This window comes from Paenarthrobacter sp. NPDC091669 (genome assembly GCF_044756725.1).
Taxonomy (GTDB): Bacteria; Actinomycetota; Actinomycetes; order Actinomycetales; family Micrococcaceae; genus Arthrobacter; species Arthrobacter bambusae_C.
On record NZ_JBIVTK010000001.1, the window covers coordinates 423,715 to 446,496 of the forward strand.

At 63.7% G+C, this 22,782-nt stretch carries 24 protein-coding genes; 13 read left to right on the top strand and 11 right to left on the bottom strand.

Annotation, left to right across the window (positions count from 1 at the left end):
• Positions 1-66 precede the first annotated feature (66 nt).
• From idi to ACIQLI_RS02055, 6 genes are read left to right on the top strand one after another with little or no spacing between them, the layout of a single operon-like run.
• A complete protein-coding gene (idi, locus tag ACIQLI_RS02030; RefSeq protein ID WP_400384503.1) occupies positions 67-621 on the top strand; it encodes an isopentenyl-diphosphate Delta-isomerase in 555 nt (184 codons plus the stop codon).
• Positions 618-1,718 carry a polyprenyl synthetase family protein gene (locus ACIQLI_RS02035; RefSeq protein WP_400384505.1) on the top strand — a complete coding sequence of 367 codons (1,101 nt, stop codon included), beginning with the start codon at positions 618-620 and terminating at the stop codon, positions 1,716-1,718. Before idi ends, ACIQLI_RS02035 begins: the two co-directional genes overlap by 4 nt.
• On the top strand, positions 1,715-2,635 hold the full coding sequence (locus tag ACIQLI_RS02040; protein WP_400384507.1) for a phytoene/squalene synthase family protein: 921 nt from the start codon (positions 1,715-1,717) through the stop codon (positions 2,633-2,635). Before ACIQLI_RS02035 ends, ACIQLI_RS02040 begins: the two co-directional genes overlap by 4 nt.
• Positions 2,632-4,284 (top strand): phytoene desaturase family protein, encoded by a 1,653-nt coding sequence (gene crtI / locus ACIQLI_RS02045; RefSeq protein WP_400384509.1) that lies wholly within the window; start codon positions 2,632-2,634, stop codon positions 4,282-4,284. Before ACIQLI_RS02040 ends, crtI begins: the two co-directional genes overlap by 4 nt.
• Positions 4,284-4,640 (top strand): lycopene cyclase domain-containing protein, encoded by a 357-nt coding sequence (locus tag ACIQLI_RS02050; RefSeq protein ID WP_400384511.1) that lies wholly within the window; start codon positions 4,284-4,286, stop codon positions 4,638-4,640. Before crtI ends, ACIQLI_RS02050 begins: the two co-directional genes overlap by 1 nt.
• A complete protein-coding gene (locus ACIQLI_RS02055) occupies positions 4,637-5,848 on the top strand; it encodes a prenyltransferase (protein WP_400384513.1) in 1,212 nt (403 codons plus the stop codon). The genes ACIQLI_RS02050 and ACIQLI_RS02055 overlap by 4 nt, the downstream gene beginning before the upstream one ends.
• Here the strand turns inward: ACIQLI_RS02055 and ACIQLI_RS02060 are convergent.
• Positions 5,843-6,391 (bottom strand): MarR family winged helix-turn-helix transcriptional regulator, encoded by a 549-nt coding sequence (locus ACIQLI_RS02060; protein ID WP_400384515.1) that lies wholly within the window; start codon positions 6,389-6,391, stop codon positions 5,843-5,845. The genes ACIQLI_RS02055 and ACIQLI_RS02060 overlap by 6 nt on opposite strands.
• Before the next feature lie 111 nt (positions 6,392-6,502).
• Here ACIQLI_RS02060 and ACIQLI_RS02065 point away from each other — a divergent pair, with 111 nt between their 5' ends.
• Positions 6,503-7,309: a tryptophan-rich sensory protein gene (locus tag ACIQLI_RS02065; protein WP_400384517.1), complete on the top strand. Its 807-nt coding sequence runs from the start codon at positions 6,503-6,505 to the stop codon at positions 7,307-7,309.
• Positions 7,310-7,462: 153 nt separating this feature from the next.
• On the top strand, positions 7,463-8,863 hold the full coding sequence (locus tag ACIQLI_RS02070; protein WP_400384787.1) for a DUF222 domain-containing protein: 1,401 nt from the start codon (positions 7,463-7,465) through the stop codon (positions 8,861-8,863).
• 54 nt (positions 8,864-8,917) lie between these two features.
• Here the strand turns inward: ACIQLI_RS02070 and ACIQLI_RS02075 are convergent, their stop codons facing one another.
• The 4 genes from ACIQLI_RS02075 to ACIQLI_RS02090 all read right to left on the bottom strand — a co-directional run bounded on the left by ACIQLI_RS02075 (position 8,918) and on the right by ACIQLI_RS02090 (position 12,573).
• Positions 8,918-9,253, bottom strand: coding sequence for a hypothetical protein (locus tag ACIQLI_RS02075; RefSeq protein WP_400384519.1), 336 nt, complete (start codon positions 9,251-9,253; stop codon positions 8,918-8,920).
• 150 nt (positions 9,254-9,403) lie between these two features.
• A complete protein-coding gene (locus ACIQLI_RS02080; RefSeq protein ID WP_400384521.1) occupies positions 9,404-10,522 on the bottom strand; it encodes a hypothetical protein in 1,119 nt (372 codons plus the stop codon).
• A gap of 190 nt (positions 10,523-10,712) precedes the next feature.
• Positions 10,713-11,732: a LysM peptidoglycan-binding domain-containing protein gene (locus ACIQLI_RS02085; RefSeq protein WP_400384523.1), complete on the bottom strand. Its 1,020-nt coding sequence runs from the start codon at positions 11,730-11,732 to the stop codon at positions 10,713-10,715.
• Positions 11,733-11,808: 76 nt separating this feature from the next.
• Positions 11,809-12,573, bottom strand: a complete 765-nt coding sequence (locus ACIQLI_RS02090) for a class I SAM-dependent DNA methyltransferase (protein ID WP_400384525.1) — start codon at positions 12,571-12,573, stop codon at positions 11,809-11,811.
• A gap of 64 nt (positions 12,574-12,637) precedes the next feature.
• Between ACIQLI_RS02090 and ACIQLI_RS02095 the strand changes: the two genes are divergently transcribed.
• From ACIQLI_RS02095 to ACIQLI_RS02110, 4 genes are all read left to right on the top strand, one after another.
• Entirely contained in the window at positions 12,638-13,114 is a 477-nt protein-coding gene (locus ACIQLI_RS02095; RefSeq protein ID WP_400384527.1) for a MarR family winged helix-turn-helix transcriptional regulator, read from the top strand.
• Positions 13,115-13,194: 80 nt separating this feature from the next.
• Positions 13,195-14,703 (top strand): MFS transporter, encoded by a 1,509-nt coding sequence (locus ACIQLI_RS02100; RefSeq protein WP_400384529.1) that lies wholly within the window; start codon positions 13,195-13,197, stop codon positions 14,701-14,703.
• 72 nt (positions 14,704-14,775) lie between these two features.
• Positions 14,776-15,105 carry a hypothetical protein gene (locus ACIQLI_RS02105; protein WP_400384531.1) on the top strand — a complete coding sequence of 110 codons (330 nt, stop codon included), beginning with the start codon at positions 14,776-14,778 and terminating at the stop codon, positions 15,103-15,105.
• Between the two features lie 145 nt (positions 15,106-15,250).
• On the top strand, positions 15,251-15,658 hold the full coding sequence (locus ACIQLI_RS02110) for a hypothetical protein (protein WP_400384533.1): 408 nt from the start codon (positions 15,251-15,253) through the stop codon (positions 15,656-15,658).
• Here ACIQLI_RS02110 and ACIQLI_RS02115 read toward each other — a convergent pair.
• From ACIQLI_RS02115 to ACIQLI_RS02140, 6 genes are all read right to left on the bottom strand, one after another.
• Positions 15,629-16,438: a sigma-70 family RNA polymerase sigma factor gene (locus ACIQLI_RS02115; protein WP_400384535.1), complete on the bottom strand. Its 810-nt coding sequence runs from the start codon at positions 16,436-16,438 to the stop codon at positions 15,629-15,631. The genes ACIQLI_RS02110 and ACIQLI_RS02115 overlap by 30 nt on opposite strands.
• Before the next feature lie 162 nt (positions 16,439-16,600).
• Positions 16,601-16,981, bottom strand: coding sequence for a Rid family hydrolase (locus tag ACIQLI_RS02120; RefSeq protein WP_354231966.1), 381 nt, complete (start codon positions 16,979-16,981; stop codon positions 16,601-16,603).
• A 40-nt stretch (positions 16,982-17,021) separates the two neighbouring features.
• Positions 17,022-17,786 carry an amino acid ABC transporter ATP-binding protein gene (locus ACIQLI_RS02125; protein ID WP_400384789.1) on the bottom strand — a complete coding sequence of 255 codons (765 nt, stop codon included), beginning with the start codon at positions 17,784-17,786 and terminating at the stop codon, positions 17,022-17,024.
• Positions 17,786-18,709, bottom strand: a complete 924-nt coding sequence (locus tag ACIQLI_RS02130) for an amino acid ABC transporter permease (RefSeq protein ID WP_400384537.1) — start codon at positions 18,707-18,709, stop codon at positions 17,786-17,788. Before ACIQLI_RS02130 ends, ACIQLI_RS02125 begins: the two co-directional genes overlap by 1 nt.
• Before the next feature lie 28 nt (positions 18,710-18,737).
• Entirely contained in the window at positions 18,738-19,679 is a 942-nt protein-coding gene (locus tag ACIQLI_RS02135) for an ABC transporter substrate-binding protein (RefSeq protein ID WP_400384539.1), read from the bottom strand.
• A complete protein-coding gene (locus tag ACIQLI_RS02140) occupies positions 19,679-20,980 on the bottom strand; it encodes an alpha-hydroxy-acid oxidizing protein (RefSeq protein WP_400384541.1) in 1,302 nt (433 codons plus the stop codon). Before ACIQLI_RS02140 ends, ACIQLI_RS02135 begins: the two co-directional genes overlap by 1 nt.
• 195 nt (positions 20,981-21,175) lie before the next feature.
• On the opposite strand from ACIQLI_RS02140, the gene ACIQLI_RS02145 reads away from it, so the two are divergent.
• Positions 21,176-22,771, top strand: coding sequence for a PucR family transcriptional regulator (locus ACIQLI_RS02145; RefSeq protein WP_400384543.1), 1,596 nt, complete (start codon positions 21,176-21,178; stop codon positions 22,769-22,771).
• Positions 22,772-22,782 lie beyond the last annotated feature (11 nt).

Here is a 22,782-nt window from a genome sequence, read left to right on the forward strand (position 1 = left end):
TTCTTCTAGCTTGTCTAGCAATATTCAAGTTTCTCTAAGGCACCGGGTGTAGGAGGTAGGCGCAGGATGAACGCGACAGAGATGGTGGTCCTCCTGGACGACGCCGGAACACCTATCGGGGAGGCCGCAAAAGCGGGAGTGCACACACTGGACACACCCCTTCACTTAGCCTTCTCCTGCTACTTGCTCAATAACGCCGGCGAGGTCCTCCTGACCCGCCGCTCCCCTGAAAAGAAGACCTGGCCGGGAGTATGGACCAACAGTTTCTGCGGCCACCCGGCACCAGGCGAGCAGTTCGAGGACGCTGTGATGCGGCGTGCGCAGTTTGAACTTGGGGTGGACGCCAAGAGGATCGAACTGGTCCTCCCGGACTTCCGCTACAGGGCGGTGGACCCCACGGGCATCGTCGAAAACGAGGTCTGCCCGGTGTTCATGGCCCGGATCAGCGGCCCCCTGCAGCCGAATCCAGCCGAGGTTGCTGACTGGGCCTGGATTTCCCCGGCCCTGCTCGAGGATGCCCTGGCCCACACGCCGTCCGCTTTCAGCCCGTGGCTCGGCCTGCAGTTCCCCCAACTCCTGGAAGCGCGGGCGTTGCCTTTACACGAGGGAGCCACCTCATGACCGTCACCTCCGGATCCCTCCGAAGCCGCACAGACCTCTGCGGCGCCATCGAAAACGAGCTGACCGGATTGATCGGCAAAAGGGCCAGCGCTGCAACCGCCTACGGCCCCAACTTCGCCAGACTGTGGGACCTGGCCGGCCAGAACGTGCTGGGGGGCAAGTTTGTCCGGCCTTTGCTGCTCATGGAAACGTACGACGCCCTCCTGCAACGCGGCTCATCACGGCCGGAACAAAAAGGCCCCGGCCAACGCGAAACTGCCATCAGCATCGCAGCCGCCATCGAACTCCTCCACTACGCCTTCCTCCTGCATGATGACGTGATCGACGGCGACCTCGTCCGCCGCGGGCACCCCAACCTCATCGGTTCCCTCCTCGCAGAAACCGGCGAGCTCCCCCGTCCGGATGGCGGCCTTCACTGGGCCCAGACCGGCGGAATCCTGATGGGTGACATGCTGCTCGCCGCAACCCACCAAGCCTTCGCCCGTGCGGATCTCCCCCACGCATTACGGCTCCGCCTCCTGGACCTCCTGGAGCACACCATCAACGAGACCGTGGCCGGCGAGCAACTGGACGTGGGCCTGGGCGACGGCGTCATTGCCCCGGACCTGGAAACCATCCTGGTGATGTGTGGGTACAAAACCGCCACGTACACCTTCGAGCTGCCGTTGCGTGCCGCCGCAGCGCTGGCCGGTGCGGACTTCGCCGTCGAGACTGCGCTGGCAACAGCCGGCCGGCATCTTGGCCTGGCCTTCCAGCTCCAGGACGACCTCCTGTCCACGTTCGGGGATCCGCGCCGCCACGGCAAGGATCCTTTTTCGGACCTGCGCGAAGGCAAGGAAACGGCCATCATCGCCCATGCGCGGACCACCAGCACGTGGCCGCACATCGCGCCCCTCTTCGGCAGGCCCGGACTCAATGGCGAGGAAGGCGAGCACGTACGCCGCCACCTCAGCGATTGCGGGGCAGAAGCATTTGTCCAGGGCCTCATCGAGGAACAAATGGCAGCGTTTAATCATCAGCTCACAAGAACCATCCCGCAGGACGCACGGAACGTACTGCTCGACCTTGCGGGGCAGCTGGAAGGACGGCAATCATGAGCGTCGCCACCGATACCTCTTTCACCCATTTCACCCGGACGGCCGAGCGGGCCGCCAACCAGGTCATCGCCGCCTATTCCACGTCCTTCGGGCTGGCATGCAGGTTGCTGGGGCCCCGGCACCGCCAGCACGTCCGCAACATCTACGCCCTCGTGCGGGTGGCGGACGAGCTCGTGGACGGTGTCACTGCGGAAGCCGGCCTCAGCTACCAGGAACAGTGCGACGCCTTGGCGCACTTCATCGACGAAACCCACCGCGCGGTCAAGCTCGGCTACAGCAGCGATCTCATCATCCATGCCTTTGCCCAGACTGCCAGGACGGCGGGCATTGATGAGACCCTCATCGATCCCTTCTTCGCCTCCATGCGAACGGACCTCGGCGAGCGCACGTCAGCCGGCTCTTCTGCGCAGCAGCCGGCACCACTCCGTTTCGACACTGATGCCCATGATGGCTACGTGCACGGTTCCGCTGAGGTGGTGGGGCTGATGTGCCTGCGCGTCTTCATGCGGGATGAGAACATCGACGACGGCGACGCCGCAGCTTTGCAGTATGGCGCCAGCAGGTTGGGCGCTGCTTTCCAAAACATCAACTTCCTCCGCGACCTGGCGGACGACACCTCCCGGTTGGGCCGCAACTACCTCGGCACCTCGGACCACCTCGAGGAGCATGACCGGCTGGAGTGGGTCAGGACGGTCCGGGCCCAGCTGGCCGACGCCAACGCCGTCATTCCGATGCTGCCACGCGATGCCAGGGCCGCTGTCCGGAGTGCGTTGGCGCTGTTCCAGGCCCTCACGGACAGGATTGACCAGACCACGGTGGACGAGCTGTATCGCTCCCGGGTCCGGGTGCCGGATGCCGTGAAAGCCGGCCTCGCCGCCCGCGCCGTCGCCTCAACCTGGATGGAGCTGCACCGATGACGCGGACTGTAGTGATCGGCGGTGGCATCGCTGGGCTTGCCACCGCCGCACTCCTCGCCCACGAAGGCCACGAAGTCCAGCTCCTGGAGCAGCGCGACCAGGTGGGCGGCCGTGCCGGGTGCCTGGAACGGGACGGTTTCCGCTGGGATACCGGCCCGTCCTGGTACCTGATGCCCGGCGTCTTCGACCACTTCTTCAAGCTGCTCGGCACCAGCGCGGCGGAACAGCTGGACCTGCGGACGCTCAGTCCCGCGTACCGCATCTTCAGCGAGCCAAACCACGACGGCGTTCGGCCGGACCCGCTGACAGTCCCGCTGGGCAGCGATCAGGTTCTGGAAACCTTCGAGAGCGTGGAGCCCGGCAGCGCCAAGGAGCTCACCTCCTACCTCGCGTCTGCGCGTCACACCACCGAAATGGCTGAACGGTTCTTCCTCTACAACCCGTTCACCAGGCTGCAAGGACTGCTGCATCCGGAAGTCCTGCGGAGCCTGCCCAAGCTCGCGCAACTGCTCCTGACACCGCTGGATAAGTACGTGTCCCAACGGTTCCAGCACCCCGTGCTCCGGCAGGTCCTGGGCTACCCGGCGGTGTTCCTTGGCACCAATCCTTCGGATGCTCCCGCCATGTACCACTTGATGAGTGCGCTGGACCTGGGCGACGGCGTCCAGTATCCGATCGGCGGATTCCGGGAGCTCGTGAGGAGGCTGGAGTCGTTGGCGGTGGATGCCGGCGTCAGGATCCATACCGGTGCCGAAGCCTTGAAGATCACCACCCGCGAGGCACCCCGGACCAGGAAGGTAGGCCGCTTCGATGGCGTGAAGCTCCCGCCTGCCCTGTCCGGGAAGGATGGCCGTGAAGTCACCGGGGTCAAGTGGCGCGACAACTCGGGCACGGAGCACTACAGCGTTGCGGACCTGGTGGTCTCCGGCGCCGATCTGCACCACACCGAAACCCAGCTGCTGGGCGTCAGGGACCGGAGCTACAACAGCAAGTACTGGCAGAGCCGCACCAGCGGACCCGGTGCCGTCCTGGTGATGCTGGGCGTGAAGGGTTCCCTGCCGGAACTTCCCCACCACTCCCTGTTCTTTACCCGGGATTGGGAGGCGAACTTCGCCGCGATCTTTGGCGAGGAGACCAGCATCCCGGACCCCGCGTCCATCTACGTCTGCAAACCCAGCGCCACCGACACCGGCGTTGCGCCACAAGGGCACGAGAACCTCTTTGTCCTGGTTCCTGTCCCGGCCGATCCTTCGCTGGGAGGGGGTGGACCCGATGGCAGCGGCGATGTCCTCATCGAGCGGACCGCCGATGCCGCCATCGACCAGATCGCCCAGTGGGCCAACATCCCGGACCTCCGCGACCGGGTGGTGGTCAGGCACACCATTGGACCCGCCGACTTCGCTGATGAGTACAACTCCTGGCGCGGCGGCATGCTGGGACCGGCGCACACCCTGGGCCAAAGTGCCATGTTCAGGGCACAAAATGCCTCGAAGCGTGTGCAGGGCCTCTACTACGCCGGCGCCACCACAGCCCCGGGAGTGGGAGTGCCCATGTGCCTCATCAGTGCCGAGCTGGTCTTGAAACGAATCCGCGGCGATCACAGTGCCGGCCCTACCACTGTGAGGCCCGTAGCTAGCAGGATTGGCTGATGGGTGTTCTCTACTTGGTGTCGTTGCTGCTGGGCATCACCTGCATGCTCCTGCTTGACCACCGTTTCCGGTTGTTCTTCTGGCGCGACGCCAAAGCAGCGGCGATCGTCACCGCCGTCGGGGTCCTGTTCCTTCTCGCCTGGGACCTGGCCGGAATCGGTCTGGGAATTTTCCTGCGAGGTGAAGGCACCATCGCCACGGGCCTGTTGATCGCCCCGGAGCTGCCCATCGAAGAACCCGTGTTCCTGCTTTTCCTGGTGCTCTGCACCATGGTCCTGTACACGGGCGCCCGGCGGCTGCTTGGCTCGAGCACGGCGTCGCGCAGTGCGAAGCAGCGGGAGCGGGAGAACGCATGACGTACTTGTGGCTCGCCCTCGCGTTCATCGCCGCAGCAGTGATCGCCGGCGTGATCTTCGCCCGGCAAGGCGCCCAGCCCGGAGAAACAGGCAAGCACTGGAAAGCTGTGGGCCTCGCTTTTGCCGCGTTGGCCGTCCTGACCGCGGTGTTCGACTCCGTCATGATCGGGATGGAACTCTTCCACTACGACGCTTCGCACATCCTCGGCGTCAAGCTTGGGCTCGCCCCGATTGAGGACTTTGCGTACCCCCTGGCAGGTGTCGTGGCGCTTCCCGGACTATGGATGTGGCTGACGCGGAACCGCAAGCAATCCAGTGAAAGCCGGACGGAATCGAGGCTCAAGGGCTTGGTCCCGCAAGCCGTCCTCGCGTCCCGCCCCGTCAGCTGGATCAACACCGCCTACCCGTTCGCGGCGGCAATGCTGCTCACCACCCGTGAAATCGACTGGGTCCTGGTGGTGGGCACCTTCTACTTCCTCATCCCCTACAACCTGGCCATGTACGGGATCAACGACGTCTTCGACTACGAATCCGACCTGAAGAACCCGCGCAAGGGCGGCATGGAGGGTGCGCTCCTCCAGCCCCATCTGCACCGCCCCATGCTGTGGCTCGCGGCCATCACCAATGTGCCGTTCCTGCTGGTGCTGGCGTTTGCGGGCGGACCTGCCGCATGGATCAGCCTGACCGTGAGCGCCTTCGCGGTGGTGGCTTACTCCGTCGCTGGGCTTCGCTTCAAGGAACGGCCAGTCTTGGACTCGCTGACGTCCAGTACGCACTTCGTCAGTCCCGCCGTCGTCGGATTGGCGCTGGCCGGCGCGGAGGTGACCCCCGGCCTGGTGATCCTGCTGGCGGCCTTCTTCCTCTGGGGCATGGCGGCGCACGCCTTTGGCGCCGTCCAGGACATCGAGCCCGACCGGCAGGCCGGCATCGGCTCCATAGCAACAGTGTTCGGTGCCCGCCGGACGGTGCGGCTCGCCGTCGTGCTCTGGCTTGTTGCGGGTCTCGCGATGCTCGCCACGCCGTGGCCCGGGCCGCTCGCGGCAATCATCGCCCTCCCGTACATCGCCAACTGCGCGCCGTGGTGGAACGTGACGGATACGACGGCGGCTCGCACCAATGTGGCCTGGCGGCGGTTTATTTGGCTCAACTACGGGTCAGGATTCCTGGTGACGCTCATCTTCATCCTGCACTGGAGCCTCACGTCATGACGGGGTTGGGTTCCCGGCGTGGTCGGTCTCTTCTGGATCTCCAGGATCCTCGTCGATCGTGTCCAAGGCTTCGCGCATATGCTGCAGGAAGTTCACCACCACCTGCGACTCGTCCGGGTTCAAGGCGCACGCCGCATCCAGCATCCGGCGGTGCATTCCGCCCAGGGTGTGCCGTACTTCCTGGTCCGACCCCGGCGTCGCCTTCAGGATCAGGGCACGCCGGTCGGTCGGATGGGGTTCGCGCCGAATATGGCCCGACTCCACCAAACGGTCAATCAGTGTGGTCATGGACGCCGACGTTATGCCGAGCTTGTCGCCCAAGTCCTTCGGCTTCATCACCGTGCCCGAGGCCTCGGCTTCGAACAGATAGCGGAGGGCCAGCAGGTCCTTCTCACCCATTCCCATGGACGAACGCGTCCTGCGGCGCATCGCTTGCTCGGAGGCGCGGTAATCCCGCAGGGCATTCAGCACATCAATGGCAATGGCCTTCTGACCTGGGTCTTTGCCGTACCAATAGCCCTTTGCGTGGCCTTCCGAGTCCATCCGATGGTCCTTTGATAAACGTAAAGCTTGTCTTGCTAGCAATTTGATAGTAGATCACGGACCTCGTGAATGCATGACACCGCACATCAGCCCAGGAAAGAGGCTCAGCATATGAAAACTCAAAACCCGGATCTTTTGCGGCAGGTCGCAGTCACCGTGAGCTTGGTGATCTGCATCGTTGGCTCGATGATCGGCGTCGGAGTCTTCGGCGGGACCCCCATCGCCCAGGCAGCAGGCGGTGCGTTGGCCGCCGACTCCACGCTCCTCGCACCCGCAACCCCTGCCTTCTCCATCTGGTCCGTGGTGTACACCGGACTGGTTGCCTACACGGTATGGCAGTGGTTGCCGTCCCAACGGGCCAATCTGCGGCAACGCTCCCTGGGCTGGATCGTGGCCGTGTCCATGGTTCTGAACGCCGCGTGGATCCTGTCCGTACAAGCTGGCTGGCTCTTTGTCAGTGTTCTGGTGATCCTGGCCCTGCTGGTGACCCTCGTCCTGGCGTTCCTTCGCTACAGCCAGAGCCGTGCCACCTCATGGGTTGAGGCTGTTGTGGTGGACGGGACTTTGGGCTTGTACCTCGGCTGGACCAGCGTTGCCGTGTGCGCCAACATCGCCGCCGCTTTGAAGGCCTCCGGCTTTTCAGGCTTCGGGTTGCGGCCCGAGGTCTGGTCAGTGGCCGTCCTGGCAGTGGTGGCCGTTGTTGGCATCGCTCTGGCCATCAAGGGACACGGCCGCCTCGCCCTCGCAGCCGCCATCGCGTGGGGACTGGCCTGGATCACCGTCGGCCGCAGCGCCGCTGCACCCGAGTCATTCCCGACGGCGGTCGCGGCGGCTGTCGCTGCTGCGTCGGTCCTCGGCGCAGCGATCACGGTGAGGACCCGGGTGGTGCTGGCAAGGGTTGGGGCTTCCAAGCACTAATACCCCCACCCGCCTCATCCCAACGGTGCCGAACCAGGCGATGGCGGATGTCAGGCATGGTTTTCCACATAGGCGAAGTCAGGCCTGATATCCGATTCTCCCGACTGGGAGACGGCTCGGCCCGGTGCTACGTTGGCGGGTCTCGCGGCCGTTATTGCTTCCTTGCCCGCGAGCACAGGCAGTGGCGAGCTTGTCAATGAGATTCGTGCCCTGGAGGACCTGAAATCCGCGATCACTGCGCGTCAGGCCAGGGCCGCTGTCGCTTTGGATCTGACTCAGCGCCGGGAGCAGGCCGAAGCAGGCGTTCCCACGGCAGAGCAAGGCCGCGGTGTCGCCGCGCAGGTAGCCCTCGCCCGGCGCGAATCACCGAACCGCGGGTCCCGGCTCCTCGGGCTGGCGAAGGCACTGGTCACGGAGATGCCACGCACCATGGCCGCTCTCGAAGCAGGCCAGCTTAACGAATGGCGCGCCACGCTGTTGGTCAAGGAAACTGCGTGCCTCAGCGTTGAAGACCGCGCCGCCGTGGATGAAGAACTGGCACCGGACACGGGCACGTTCAACGGGTCCGGGGACCGGTCCATCATCGCCGCAGCCAAGGCCGCAGCCTACCGGCGCGACCCCCGCTCGGTCACCCAGCGGGCCAGTCACGCCGCCGCAGAACGTAGGGTCAGCCTTCGCCCGGCTCCGGACACCATGACAATCCTCACCGCTCTGCTTCCAGTGGCTCAAGGTGTCGCCGCCTACGCTGCCCTTAGCCGTCACGCAGACTCAGCCCGCTCGACCGGCGACAGCCGAAACCGTAGACAGATCATGGCCGACACCTTGGTGGAACGCGTCACCGGAACACCTGGCGGGGTCGCAGGGATCGACCTCCAACTCGTCATGACCGACCGCACGCTCTTCCAAGGTGACAGCGAACCGGCCCGCCTCCAGGGGTACGGAATCGTCCCCGCTGAATGGGCAAGAGTTCTCCTGACCGACGGGCCCACCGAGCCAGAGGGAGAGGCTGGGACAACCGGGTCGGACGCGCAAACAGGGTCTGCGGCCACGCCCGCCACGTCCACGAGCCAGAGCCACCAAGATGCGGAAGCGAAGGAGCGCCAAGACTTCCGAGTGATGATCCGGCGACTTTACACCGCTCCGGGAAGCGGCGAACTCCTGACCATGGACGCCAAAGCGAGGATCTTCCCCCAACGATTACGTCGCTTCATCGAGGTCCGGGACGACATCTGCCGAACCCCGTATTGCGATGCGCCCATCAGGCATCTCGACCACGTGGTCCCATGGCACAACGGCGGGACCACCACCCTCAACAACGGCGCGGGGCTATGCGAGGCATGCAATCACACCAAGGAAAATCCCGGTTGGAGCGCCAGTGTGCCGCATGGCCAAACGCACACCATGGAAGTCCGAACCCCTACAGGGCACATCTACCGGTCGAAACCGCCACGTTTGCCAGGGCACGAGGACGCTATGTCACCGGCGCCGCCGGACAGGCCACCCGCGACGGAACGTCCCCGGGAGCCACAACTGCAGAATGCCCGGCAGACGTAATGCACAGCAGAGTCATACACGGCCGCTTCTTACATGCCCGCGTCGCAACAGCTGCTATGCCGGGCAGGCATCCTTCAGTGCTTGAACGGACTCGGCCGGTACTTGGTCGCCGGCGTCGGCGATCTGACGGAGGGGCGTGGTGATATCGGAGGGGACGCCTGCAGCTTCGGCGGCTGTCACCAGGCCAGCGAGTACCTGCTTGTCCTCGGCGCCCACCAAGCCGTCTTGGACAACAGCGCAGATCTGCTTGGTCACTTCGTCGGCAGCGGCGGTAGCAACTTTTGATGCGGCCTCGCTGGCAGCGTTTCCGGCTGCTTCCTCAACGGCTCCGCAGCCCACGAGCAGCAGCAGAACGGGAACGGCGGACAGGGCTGCAAGTCGACGGGTCATGGGTCCAGCCTAGCAATCCTGCAGCAGAGCCTGACTTTTCCTCACGCGGTTCACTGGGTCTGGTTTTGTCGGGCGCCTACTTCAGTCGCCGCGGCGTGGCCCCACTGTGCCGGCTGTGCCTGAGGCGACCACCGACACAGCGCAGCAGACCTAGCCTGCGATGAGTTCCTTGACCGGGCCTTCGTGCAGAGCAAGGTAAACATCGTCCCGGATCTGGTTCGCCTCTGGATCGGTCATTGTCCGCCCAAGGGGACGCATCACCACCCGTAACAGGGCATTGGCCTGCCCCCGTCTGATGCGGAGCCGGTCCCGCGCTGCCGCCGGAAGCTTCCGGCAGGGCGTCAGCGCCAACAGCTCCACGCTTTCCAGATCCTCAGCCTGCTCCCCCAGAGCCGAACGAACCGCATCGCCAAGCAACTCATCGTCCATGTCCTCTGCAACCACGATTGACATGTCCCTGCTGATGGAAGGCATCCGGGAGACAGGATGCCACGGCGACAGGTCAAGCATTTGCCGTTCAATCCTCGGATCCGCAGACCGCAGCAGCCTGATGTCGGGAATGCCCTTGCGAAGCATCAGGGCGCGGTCCAAACCCATCCCCAGCGCAAGGCCCCGCCATTTTCCGGGATCAAGGCCCGCGTCCAGGAAAAGCTGCGGTGCCATGAGCCCACACTCCGCGAGTTCCAGCCACTCGCCACCCATAAGAACGTCAAGCTGCAAGCCCTCTGTCGTGTAAGGGTGGGCTGCCGGAACGGCACGCCACTCAGCGCCCGGGAGGACGGCAGCCACCAAGGCACTGATCATTTCCTGAAGGTGCCCGCCGTGCAGCTTTCGGATGGAACTTACGCGCCACAGGTCCACCTGATGGGGCGTGCCTACATGGGTGCGATCAATGGAGTCCCGCCGGTAGACGAGGCCTGGGATCGCCCAGAGCTCGTCCACGCCCTCGGCAGGATCAAGCGCCCGCAGGAGCGTCGGGATGGACGCCGAGGTATGGCTGCGCAGCATGACGGTGGGGCTGACGTAGCGGGAGTATCGCTGGTCGCGGGTAATGTCCGCGGGGCAGTACCCCAATCGGTCATAGTTGTCCGCAACGCTTACCAAGGGGGTGTGACGTATGGTTCTGCCGGGCACGCTCCACTGCGTCTGAAGCGTGTCCACCACGTCACGCAAGAGTTTCTGCATGGCATGCGGACCATGGTCGGGGTTGGAGAGGTCCCTGATGGTCAAAGCATCGTGAAGCTCGGCAGGGCTTAAATAAACAGGCATTGCTGGTCCTTAAGTTTCGGAGTGTTTGGGTTCCTCCCCCGACTCACTCCGGCGCCAGGACCTAGGCGCGCGCCTTAGTGCCCTCGCGACCGGACACCGGTCGGGGGCAAATAAATCGACGCATGGAGAGCATGGGCCGACTATACCTCTGTCCGCCGCGAAGGCACAGGCCCCCGACCAGCAGTCCCCGCTACTTATTGATCGGTTTGTCCAACGCAAGGCTGATGGTTTGGCCCGGCGCGAAAGTTCCTGTCGGTGGGTCAATGACGTTGTACCAAGCGGCGGCGCCGCCGGTCAGCGGCCTGTTCGCTGCCCGGAGGTCAACCACGCTGAAGCGGAAGGCGACTTGCCGCTCTGTGTCTCCCGTCGCCGTCGTATACGTCAGGGGGATGCCCCCTGCGTCCGAAGTGAAGGTTCCTTTGGCGCCCGCAATAGGAAGATCACCTGGTATCAAACGAACTTTCGTGCCGACGGGAAGGGGTGTTCCAGCCGAAAGGGACGGGTTGTACATCAGCAATTGCTCGGTGGTGGACCTGAAGTGGTATCCGAGGCTGTCGAACGAATCTCCGTCCACCGTGGTGTAGAAGACTGGCTGGCCGAAGGAATTGGTGATCGTCACACCGGCACCGGACCGGCTGTCCACTGGCTTCTTCTGCAGCTGGATGAGGTGCCCCGAGCGGATGAAATAGGTGTTTCCTTGCTCGTGCACGTACGGGACTTTGTTGGCTTCGGCCAACTGCTCCCCGCTGACCCCGAACCGGTAACTGATCCCGTCGAGAGTGTCGTCATCGGCAATCACGTAGCTCGTGGGGATGCCGTTCGCATCCTCGGTTGCGGTTCCCATGGCGCCAGGGATCGGGCCTGGCGCAGGGATGAGGCGCAAGGTGGTGCCCACACTCAGCAAAGTGCCGGGATCGATCCCGTTGAACTCGGCGAGCTTGGCTGTGGAGAGCTTAAAGGAGGCTGCCACGTCGGCGAGGGTATCGCCGTCAACCGTTGTGTAGAAATCGACATTGCCGAACGAATCACTCACCGCATGCCCCTTCAGGGACGGTTTATCGGCGTCGGATGATGGCGTCGCCGATGCAGAAGGCACGACGACGGCGGCCGCCGGGGTGGTCGGGCCGGGGGAAGCTTCCAGGTGCGTACAGGCCACCAAACCCGCAGAAAGGACGACCGCAATCAAAGCAGCCTTGAGTTTTACCTTCACTATTCCCCCAAACTAGAGTGCGCCCCGACGTGATGGGACGGCAGCCCTTTCGAGCCTAATTTATCGCCCGGCAGGCTCAGGTCACCCGGTGATCAGCGAGCCGGTATACCGACACGTGGCTGCGGGACTCCGCGGTGAACTCGCTGCGGTCCCAGTCGGCCCACCTGTGTTCCAGCTCGAATCCAGCAATGCGTGCCATGAGGTCGAGTTCACTCGGCCAGATGTAGCGGTGCGGTGTCCGCCCGATCCGCGCATCGCGCCCATCCGCAACCTCGGGGCCGAACCGCACATGATGGGAGATAACGTGTTGGCGGAGCACGTCATAGGTATCCACCAAGAGGTATCCGGGCTGGCTCACCTCCACCGTTCCGCCGTGCCCGGGCGGCAGTGAACGCAGTTGCGGTACCCAGAGCTCGACGACGAAGCGGCCGCCTGGAACCAGGTGGCCGGCAGCGTTCTGGAAGCACCGGACTTGTTCGTCCTGGGTCAGGAGGTTGGCGATGGTGTTGAAGACCAAAATTGCCAGCGTGTAATGGGAACCTATCGAAACCTGGGACATATCGCCCTGGACCACGGGAATCCGGTCTTCCCCCACCTTTTCACGCAGGCGGGCGATCATGGCGTGTGACAGCTCAATGCCGCTGACTGGCACGCCGGCTTCCAGAAGCGGGATGGCTACGCGTCCGGTACCGATGGCAAACTCGACGGCGGGACCTCCCGACGCAAGTTCCGACAGGACCTCCACCGTGGGGCCAAGCACATCTGGTGAGAACATCCCCACCCCGGGGGTGTCATAGTGCTCAGCCGCGTCGTGGTCCCAAAGCTGTTGCTGGTTGATCATCCTGCCACTATTGCATCCGACGTCCGGGGAGTTGAAGGGGTGCGGCCACACCTATGCTTGGGGGATGGGAGAAGAGACTGTGGACCACAAGGCCCTGGCCGTCTGCATGATTGATATCTCGTCCGACATTCGCCGCAAGTCACTCAACGAGACAGGACTCCGCCCCATCTCGAATGGTGTGTTGGAAATCCTTCGCGTGGTTGAAGGCCATCCTGGTGTCACCGTTGCCGAGGTGGCGGGCAGGCTGGGGCGGCAGCTGAGCAACGTCAGTTCCCAATTGCGTGAGCTCGTAGCTGCCGGTCTGGTGACGCGCGTCAAGGATGCCTCAGACAAGCGCTACGTTTCCCTCCACCCCACGGACGAGTCCCGGCGGATCAAGGCGCTCCTGGAGGATGGATGGGCTGACGCAATCATCGCGGCGAGCGCCCGCCTGCTCCCGGAGGAACGCGAACAAATCGCGGCCAGCCTCCCGGCGCTTCAGCGGTTGGCGTCGTTTCTTTCAGAACCTGAGACGTCCCCTTCGAACTCGAAGAGCACGTAAGACAAGTCACCCCCGCCCGGGCTTACACATGCCAGCCGTAGTACTTATACTTTTATAAGTATTACTACTTTCAAGAATGGGTGACGCGTGGCATCGCAACTACTGGAGACATCGGGCGGACGAGCCCAAGCAAACACACCAGCCCCCCACCGGGCGGTAAGGGCAACATCGGCTGGCGGGCCTTGCCCTTCCTGGCCCTGGCCCAGTTCATGGTGGTTCTGGACGGCACCATCGTGAACCTGGCACTCCCCCGCCTCCAGCTGGAAATGGGCATCAGCGATTCCACCCGCTCCTGGGTGGTCACGGCGTACGCCCTCGTCTTCGGCGCCTTCCTCCTCTTGGGCGGACGGATCTCCGATTTCTGGGGACGTAAGAGGACCTTCATCACAGCCTCCGCGGGCTTCGCGGCGGCATCACTTATCGGCGGCTTGGCCCAGCAGCCCTGGGAACTCATCGGAGCCCGCGCCCTCCAAGGCATCTTCGCCGCCCTCCTCGCGCCGGCGGCCCTGGCACTCCTGACGGTGGCCTTCCCCGGCGGCAAGGAGCGCGGCACCGCTTTCGCCATCTTCGGATCCATCAGCGGTGTCGGTGCAGCTGCAGGAGTTCTGCTGGGCGGCTTCCTCACCGAATTCGTCTCGTGGCGGTGGTGCTTCTTCGTCAACGTACCCATCGCAATCATCGCGCTGATCGGCGTGTGGCTTCTGGTGGGCGAAAGCAAAGCGGGAGGCTCCACCAAATACGACTGGCCCGGCGTCGTTCTTGCCGCTTTGGGTCTGGGTTCCCTGGTCTACGGCTTCGCCAACGCCGAACACGGCTGGGGTGCGGTGGAATCCTGGGGCTTCATTGCGGCAGGTGTGCTGCTGCTGGTACTTTTTGTCGCCGTCGAACGCAAGGTCAAGAATCCGCTGCTTCCGTTGCGCGTCGCCACCGAGCGTAACCGCGCCGCCGCATTCCTGGCGTCCTTCCTCGCCGGAGCAGTGCTGATTGGCGGCATCCTGTTCATCAATTTCTACCTCCAGATCGTTCTGGGCTTCGCCCCGTTCGCGGCCGGAATCGCGTCCCTGCCCATGACGGTGGTACTGATCATCACAGCGGGCATCGCAGCGAAGAACCTGCCCCGGCTGGGCGCCAAGGTCCCCAGCGCACTTGGTCCGGTCTTCATGGCCGCAGCCATGCTGTGGCTGACCCAGGTCACGCCGGACGGGACGTACGCGGTGAACATGCTGCCCGCGTTGATCCTCATGGGCATCGGGCTGGGCCTGGTCTTCGTCCCCATGCAGAACCTGGCCCTCTTTGGTGTGGACAAGGACGACGCCGGAGTGGCGAGCGCCCTGGTCAACGCTTCGCAGCAGATCGGCGGATCGCTGGGCATAGCACTCTTCAGCGCCATCGCGGCTGCTGCCACCGCGGCAGCGACCACGACAACTGCCGGCGGGCCCCTTGCGGCGCTGACCTCGGGCTATTCAATGGTGTTCCTTTGGGCGGCCGGGGTGGCGGTTGTGATAACCCCACTCGCACTTCTCCTGATCAGAATCGACCGCAAGAGCTTCAGCGGAACCAGCGACACCCCGCACGTTCACCTGGGCTGAACGACCGGCGCCGCCACCTGCCTGGGTGGCGGCGCCCATGTCTCCAGGACAGTTCCGAAGGATACTGGGACCATGCACAATCAAGAGCTGCACTATCTGCACGGCTTGGACGAGTTGCTGGCGGACCCCGAATCCCTGACCATGGCGAGGGTAGCGGATTATCTGGCCACAGTTCGCGTGGCAACCGCAAACTGGTTCGGTCGGACCGGCCGCGCCGAACTTTCGGCTTGGATCGACCGTGACGGCACGGGCTGGCGCGTGTGGGACACTGACGAGCGCGCTGGGATCATGGACTTCTCAATACTTCGCACCGAGTCGGAAACAGAGGCGCTCGGCAGCTTTCTCCGCCGGGCGCGCCATCACTTCGATCAAAACAAAATGGCGGTCCGGCGCGACTTTTGACGCGGGCGCATGCCCGCTCCGGACGAATATCAGGGCACGACGGCGGCGATCTTACGTAATGATTGACATGACATAAGTCACATTCTGTAAGCTAATTTCAAAGTCAGGCATACGGCTTCCTTCGCCCTACCCGGGGAGGTCCCCCATGGCCCCGAATTCACTCAAGGCCGAGAATCTCATGGCCCATGGCGTCGCGCTCTCGGCGGCCACCATCGCCAGGCGACGGGCAGCCGCTCACCATGGAAACCACGGTGTGGCCAACAAACCCGATGCCCTCCTCGGAGCAATAGCCGTCCGGCAGTTGTTCCACCGCTGGCCGTTGGTGCCGTCGCGGGAGCTGGAACGAATCCGCCACGTACTGGTCCATTGCGACCAACTCGGTTCACCGGACACACATCACTTGTCCGAGCCGGCGCAGGCGCTGCTGGACCTCATCAACTGCGAGTTGGAGCGCCGACGTTTGGCCGGGAATCAGGCTGGAGGAAAGGCGCCGATTGGCGACGCAGTGGTGGCAGGACAGACATCAGTCGCCCCGGACAAGGACGCCGCCTGAGGCTGGCTGGCCTTTGGCGTTGGCGCCCATGGAAGCCTGAAGCTCCCGGAGTTCGGCCAAGACAGCTGAACAGTGGGTGCATTGCTCCGTGTGCTGCCTTATTCTGGCCTGCGCATTTCCGCTCATACCGTTGCGGACGTACCTGCCGAAATGCCTCAGATAGTGTGCGCAGGACTGAATGGCGGGCTCCCCCACGTGCTTCTGCAAGTACATCTGGCGGAGACCCTCGCGGGCCCGCATGGCCAAGGCGGACAGGGCGTTCGGGGTCAGCCCCAGCAACGGTCCGGCTTGTGCCGGCCTGAGGCCCTCAACGTCCACATACCAGAGCACATCCTGCCAGCGCCGGGGAAGTTCACGGAAGGCGTGCACCAAAATGATGGTCTCGTGGGTCCCCAGGACGTGATCGTCACCGCCAAAGGCCAGGGCATCCACCGTGCTGGAGTCAGTGAGGACCAGCCGGGCTGATGTCTGGTTCTTTCGGTGGGCCATCCTGCGGATGGTGGTCAGGAGGTAGGGCCGGAACGACTCCACCGGACCCCTGCCCTCGATGATCGCTTGGAAGACGGCGGCAAACGCTTCACCCACGATGTCTGCCGCGTCGCTGGCATTGTCTGATTCCGCGCGGGCCACGAATCCTCCCAGCCGACGGTAACGGATGAACAGTTCGCCGAAGGCGGCAACATCTCCTCCCCGCACCATCGCCAGCAGCTGCTGGTCGCTCAGCGGTTCTGCGGAAGCGGGGTCACCGCGGTTTGGGTAGGGGATAGCTTGGGCTGACATGACGGCCTTTCAGGGGCTGGACAAGCCGGGACGGAGCTGCCGGGACTGACGTGATGCGGCCGTGTTATGGGCGCAGTCAAGGAAGGCCCCGCCCAATGCGCCGTGATCTGCATCGGACGGGGCCGCGTGAAAGGTGTTGGAACGTTCCTGCGGGGGCTCTTGCTACGGGATGGCCGCCACGACGTCGATCTCCACCAGGAAGTCACCAAGGAATGAACCAACGGTGGTCCGCGCCGGGTAAGGGGCTACGACGTACTTTTCGTAGATGGCGTTGAAGCTGTCAAAGTCGCGGCGCGGGTGGTGGAGGTGGACGGTGGCCTTGATCACGTGGGAGAAGTCCAGGCCGTGCGCGCCCAGGACGTTACCCAGGTTCTCCATGGCCTGGACGGTCTGTTCTTCGATGGTGATCCCCACGCGTTCGTCCGTGATGGGATCATGCGGCGTTTGGCCGGCGGTGTACAGGAACCCGTTGGCCACAATTGCCTGGGAGTATGGGCCGGCCGGGCTTGGTGCCAGGTCTGTCGCGACTTGGAGACGGGTCATGATGGTGATGCCTTTCGTGGTGCTGAAGGAACGTTGCTGCTTACAAAACTTTGGAGAGGAACGCCTTGGTGCGTTCGTGCCGGGGGCTGCCCAACACTTGCTCGGGCGGGCCGCTTTCCACCACCACGCCGCCATCCATGAACACCACTTGATCGGCTACCTGTCGGGCGAAGCCAAGCTCGTGCGTGACCACCACCATGGTCATCCCGGCCTCGGCCAGGGATTTCATGACGTCCAGGACTTCGCCCACCAACTCGGGGTCAAGCGCGGATGTGGGCTCGTCGAAGAGCATCAGTTTGGGCTTCATGGCCAGCGCCCTGGCAATCGCGATCCGCTGCTGCTGCCCACCGGAGAGCTCCTGCGGATAGGAGTGTCCCCGGTTGCCCAGGCCAACACGGTCCAACAGGGCCTGTGCTTCCACCACCACCTCACGGCGTGGCCGCCCAAGAACGTGCACCGGTGCTTCGATGAGGTTCTCCAGCACGGTCATATGCGGGAAGAGATTGAAGCGCTGGAACACCATGCCCGCGTTGAGCCGTGAGCGGGCGGTTTGGCGTTCCTTCATTTCGTAGAGCTTCCCGTTGCGCTCGGTGTACCCCACCAAGTGCTCGTCGACATAGAGCCTGCCGGCATCAACTTTTTCAAGGTGGTTGATGCACCGCAGGAACGTGGTCTTGCCGGAACCGGACGGGCCGATCAGGCAGGTCACGGATCCCTTTTCAACCCTGAGGTCAATGCCTTTCAGGATTTCGATAACACCGAAGTTCTTCCGGACTCCCCGGGCTTCCACCATGGCGGTAGTCATCATGCTGTCCTTGTCTTGGGCTTGCGGGTCCGTCGCGGTGCTGAGTCGAAACCGCGGCCGTACCTGCGTTCGAGTTTGTTTTGGAAGAAGCTCAGGACGGTGGTCATGAGCAGGTACCAGACGCTGGCAACAATCAACAGCGGAATGGTCTGGTAGTTGTTCGCATAGATGATCTGTGCCGAGTAGAGCAGGTCCGAGATCGCCAGGACGCTCACCAGGGACGTGCCCTTCAGCATGGAGATGACCTGGTTGCCCGTGGGCGGCAGCACCACCCTCATTGCCTGCGGCAGGATCACCCGGTTCATGAGCTTCCCGCCGCTCATGCCCAAAGCGCGGGCGGCGTCGTACTGGCCCTTGTCCACGGAGCCGATGCCACCGCGGATGATCTCCGCCATGTAAGCGGCCTCGTTCAAGGACAACCCCAGCAGGGCTGCCCCCAACGGGGAAATCAGGACGTTCGCAGAGCCAAGGACCATGGACGGTCCACCGAAAGGAAGCCCGAAGGCAATGACCGGGTAGAGGGCCGCAATGTTGTACCAAAAGATCAACTGGACCAGCAGGGGTGTGCCCCGGAAGAACCAGATGTAGCCGCGGCTGATGGTGCTCAGGATGGGATTCTCGGAGAGCCTCATGATCGCGAGCAGCGTACCCAGGGCTATGCCGACCGTCATGGACACCACAGTCAGCAGGACGGTCAGCCCGGCACCGGCCAGGATCTGCGGGGCGAACAGGTAGGACACCACCACGTCCCACCGGTACCGTTCGTTCACAGCCACATCCCACGCGGCACTGAGCGCCACCAGGATGAGGACCACTGCCAGGACCAAACGGACCGGATGCTTCAGCGGCACCACGGGAATCGAATCACCCGAAGCCGCTGTAACCGGCTCCTTGGTATCGGGAACTGAGGGTTGCTTTTGCATGGTTGTCACCTTTTACTGGGCAAAATTCTTACTGGGCGAAGTTGACGCGGGCTTCGGTGATGGCGCTGGTCTCCAGCCCGTACTTCCCGAGGACCTTGGTGTAGGACTCGCTCTTGATCACGGCATCCAGGGCGGCGGAGACGGATTTCACCAGGCCGGACTCCTTGGGCACGCCCACCCCCACAGGAGCGAACTCGTACGTCCGCGCAACCTCGATCTGCGGGTTTTGGGTGGCCGCGAAGTTCAGGATGGGAGAATCGGCCAGCACCGTGTCCAGGCGTCCGCTGGTCAGTGCGGAGATCGCCTGCCGGGTGTCCTGGAATTCGCTTTTCTGGATGGCATCCTTGCCGGCGGCAGCACAGGCAGCATCGTAGTCAGGAACGTTCACGGTCAACTGGTAGGAACCAGTGAGAAGCCCCACCTTCTTCCCGCAGAGCGCATTCTCGTCCTTGATGTCTGCCGGGTTGCCCTTGGGTACGGCGATCGCGTTGCCAATCTGCATGTAGTCCACAAAGTCCAGGACTTCCATGCGCTTCTCCGTGGGGGTCATGGAGGACACTGTCATGTCGTAACGGTTGGCCGCCAGGCCGGGAATGATGGAGTCGAAGTTGGCCACCTGGATGTCCACGGTGACACCCAGTGCCTCGCCGATGAGACGGGCCACGTCCGGGTTGGTTCCGGTCATTTCCTGCGTGCCTTCACGGTAGAACTGCGTCGGCTGCTCGTTGGTGGGGATGGCCACGCGCAGCACCTTGGACGCCTTGATGGACTCCGGCAGAAGTTCGACGGCGGCCTGGTTGACTTCCAGCGCAGGCACGCCCGTGCCTCCTGCCGCGGAACCGCCGGACGGGCCCGACGTCGATGCGTTGCCGGTGGGGCTGCAAGCCGTCACCGCCAGCATGAGCGCTGCCGTCAGGACGACGGCAGGCAAGGCACGTTTGGTTCGCTGGGTGGCTGAGACATTGTTCATTAGGGAGTCCTCATCTGTGCAAGGCCCATGGGGGCGGCCTTGGGGATACGGGTGGGTTGGGTGCGGGCGAAGGCTTCATTGCGGTGCCGGATCAAGTCCCGGCCTTCCGTCCGCAGTTCTTCGATGGTTGACACTCCGAGGAGCATCATGGTGCGGGTCATTTCTGATCGGAACATTTTCAGCACGTGCGCCACGCCGGCTTCGCCGGCCGCAGCCAGTCCGTAGAGGTAGGGGCGCCCGATCGAGCAGGCATCCGCGCCCAGCGCCAAGGCTTTGACAACGTCGGAACCGCGGCGGATGCCGCCGTCGACGATGATTTCCAACTGGCCGGCGGCCCTGTCCACAATGTCCGGAAGGACATCCAGTGGAGCGGCCATGTGGTCAAGTTGCCGTCCGCCGTGGTTGCTGACCTGGATGGCGTCGATGCCCAGCGCAACGGCCAGTGCGACGTCGTTCGGGTTGACGACACCCTTGAGGATGATCGGTCCGTTCCAGCGCGCCCTCAGATCCTGGATGTCGTCCCAATCCGTGGGCTCATAGGACCCGGCCAGCAGCGTGCGCCACATGTCCGGGGAACTGGCCAGCGGGCCTTCCGGAACATCGGCATCAAGGTTGGGGAAGGCAATGGCATCGTTGGCCAGGAATCCCAAGGCCCAGGCGGGGTGCAACATGCCCTCCACCACCGTCTTGGGCTTGATGGACGGGGGTGCGGTGAACCCGTTGCGGTAGTCGCGCTCGCGGTGGCCGATGGCCCGGCAATCAACGTTGACCAGCAGTGCTTCGTAGCCGGCGTTGGACACCCGTTCCAGGACGGCTTGCAGCAAGCCCTTATCCGGAATGGGTTCCAGGTTGAACCACCGGCGGAGTCCCGGCGCGGCAGCGCTGACATCTTCCATGGTGCTGGTGCTGAGGTGGGCCAGTCCGTACGGAATTCCCTCAGCGAGCGCTGCCCGGGCCACCGCGGACTCTCCCTGCGGATGGAACAGCCGGGTACCGCCTGTGGGCGAGAGGGTCACCGGCATGGAAGCCGGGCCGCCCAGGAGGGTTGAACTGAGGTCGAAGTTCTCCACGGATCCCCACTTGGGGAGGAAGGACCAGTCTTCGAACGACGACTGGTTGCGGCGGAGTGAGACCTCGTCCTCGCCGCCACCTTCGATGTATTCGAAGATGCTCTTGGGCAGGCGCCTGGCTGCCAGCTTGCGCATGTCTTCCACGCTGTAGCACTTCCGGGACAGTCGTTCCGCGACTGATCGGGCTGGTCCCTGCACCGAGGCGAGCGCCTTGATGTCCTTGAGTTTCATGGGGTTGGTCCTCTGCGTTCCTGCTGGGTTACCCGCCCAGCTCCTTTCCCAATAGTGACGCAGATCTCTCCCCCGCTATATGTGAATTCCTCCATAAGATGCTGATTGAACTTGTGATAACGTCCACGTATGGAGACGGGCCAGCAAATAGGAATCCAGCAATCCGCGGTTCGGCTATCCGACTGCATTCAGTTGATGCAGGCGGATTTGGTGCATGCCAACCCCACACCGGAGAACCTGGGACATCCCGTTTCGGACGTGTTGATGTACGACCCCCTTGACCACTGGTCCAGCGTGGATGACCGCATCATCCTGGCCGTCGGGTGCACCTACGGCTCACCGGATTTCGATCAACTCCTCCACAGGGCAGCAAACAGCAACGCCGCAGCGGTGATCGTGAAGGCGCATGGCGCAAAGATGGAGCACCTGCGTTCGGCAGCGGTGGGATACAGCATGTCCGTCTTGGTGGCGCCGGACGACGCCGACTGGACAAGGCTTGTGGCACTGGCCAGGGCCTCAGTCATGGGTGCAGCAACCGATTCGGTGGCCGGGGTCCGCCTGGGAGACCTGTACGCCTTCGCCAATGCCGCGGCCTCCATCACCAACGGCGCCGCGAGCATCGTGGATCCGCTGGGCCGGATCCTTGGCTATTCCACCTTGCCGGGCCAGCCCATCGATGAGCTCCGGCGCATCACCACGCTCACCCTGGAGGAAACCACACCGCCGGCTTTCGATCAGGATTTCAAGATCGTCTATGCCGCCCCGGGAGCGGTGCTGGTGCCGGCGCCCGACGACGGCATGGCCCGCCTTGCGCTGGCTGTCCGGGCCGGGGGTGAGCTGCTGGGCTCCATCTGGATCATCGATCCCGGCGAAGAAAACCGGGCTGCAGCGCTGAACGCACTGGACCGGATGGCACCGTTGGCCGGCTTGCACATGCTGCATGCCCGTTCCGCCTCGGACTTCGGGGAGCGCCGCAATGCGGACCTGATCCGAACGCTCATGGACGACACTCCGCACGCCGCGTTCGCTGCCGCCCAATTGGGACTGGACACCGCCAACGGCCTGGCCGTGGCAGCGTTCTCGATTGTTCGCCCGGAGACTGGAAGCCTGGAATCGGTGCGCGATATCCACCGGCTCCTGCATCTGGTGACCACGGTTTGCAATGTGCAGTTTGGTACCAGCCACAGCGCACTGCTCGGCTCCGTGGTCTATGCGCTCCTGCCGGGCGGCAAGGGGTCCTCGCCCCGGGCCGTGCACGGGCGGATCATCCAGGAGATTGAGGCGTACTCACACACCATCAGCCCATTCCCGGTCATCGCTACCGTAGGGGGCATAGCCCAAGGAATCGAAGACCTACCCCGATCCCGGTCCGAGGCCGTCCAGACGCTGAACCACCTGCTGAACCTGCAGTCGCGCGCCGGGAACACGCGGGGGGCCGGGAATGCCGGGAATCCGCCGAAGGTGGCCCTCTATGAGGAATTCCAGATTCCCTTGAACCTGCTGAAGATCGGGGCATTCATTGAGGAGAACGGACTGGGCGGAACGGACGAAATCGCCAGCATCCAGGCCCGGGACGCCGAGCAGCAAACGGACTACCTGGAAACCCTCCGCGCCTATCTTGCGAGCAACGGAAACATCTCGGCCATGGCCGCCCAACTCCATGTCCACAACAACACGGTCCGCTACCGCGTGACCCGCCTGGCCGAGGACTTCAACCTTGACCTGGCGGATCCGCAGAAACGGTTGTGGCTGTGGCTTCGCCTGACCACCATGGACCTTGCCGCCAAGTAGCTCCCTGCTCC